The organism is Pseudomonas sp. NPDC090592, assembly GCF_044769185.1.
Taxonomy (GTDB): Bacteria; Pseudomonadota; Gammaproteobacteria; order Pseudomonadales; family Pseudomonadaceae; genus Aquipseudomonas.
In genome coordinates, this window is the sequence record NZ_JBIVXJ010000072.1 from 1 (window position 1) to 1044 (window position 1044).

2 protein-coding genes are annotated in these 1044 nt (G+C 58.0%); both read right to left on the reverse strand.

Translation table 11 applies throughout. The annotated features are described in order from the left end of the window. Window positions 1-623, reverse strand: a 623-nt coding sequence (locus ACIQUI_RS28440; RefSeq protein WP_403204422.1) for a TIM barrel protein, incomplete at its 3' end; no start/stop codon positions are given. A gap of 19 nt (window positions 624-642) precedes the next feature. After that, a partial coding sequence (locus ACIQUI_RS28445; RefSeq protein WP_403204424.1) for a thiamine pyrophosphate-dependent enzyme occupies window positions 643-1044 on the reverse strand: 402 nt, incomplete at its 5' end.

The window sequence follows — 1044 nt, forward strand, 5'->3', positions numbered from 1 at the left end:
TTGTCGGCCAGTTGCACGTGGTTGATCAACTGCAGGTTGGTTTCCAGGGTGCGCGCCAGGTCACCTTCCATGATCTGCATGTGGTAGATGTCGTACTGCAGGAATAGGTTGTCGCTGCCCACCTCGGCCTGGATTTCCAGGGCCTGTTTAGTGGTGTTCAGGTAGAAGCCCGGGATGTCGCGGGTGTTGATCATTTCCATGACCAGGCGGATACCGGCGGCCTTGAGTTTGTCCGCGGCGTAGCGCAGGTTTTCCACGAAGGTCTTGCGCACGGTGGCGCAGTCAGGGCCTTGTGGGCGAATACCGGCCAGGGCGTTGACCTGGGTGTTACCCAGCACCTTGGCGTATTCGATGGCCTTGTCGACACCGGCACGGAATTCTTCGATGCGGTCCGGGTGGCAGGTGATGCCACGTTCACCTTTGGCCCAGTCGCCAGCGGGCAGGTTGAACAGCACCTGGGTCAGGCTGTTGGCGTCGAGCTGTTGTTTGATCGACGCAGGGTCGTAATCATACGGGAACAGATACTCGACCCCACTGAAACCGGCCTGTGCTGCGGCCTGAAAGCGTGAAAGAAACTCATGCTCGGTAAAAAGCATCGACAGGTTGGCTGCAAAACGTGGCATGTGGTCTCTCCTGGGACTTTTATTTCAAGCTGACTACGGCCGTGGGTGCATCCGCCTGACACGTGGCCAGCTCCTCGAATTCGTTTATGGCATCGATCTCGGTGCCCATTGCGATGTTGGTGACCCGCTCGAGGATGATCTCGACGACTACAGGAACACGATACTGCTCGGTCATGCGTTGTGCTTCGCGCAGGGCAGGGCCTATGGCATGCGGTTCGAATACACGGATGGCTTTGCAGCCCAGTCCTTCGACCACAGCGACATGGTCGACGCCATAAGTGGATGCGTCGTTATTGGCGTTGATGTTTTCGAACGCCAGTTGCACGCAGTAATCCATGTCGAAGCCACGCTGCGCCTGACGGATCAGGCCCAGGTAGGCGTTGTTCACCAGCACGTGGACGTACGGCAGGTTGAACTGCGC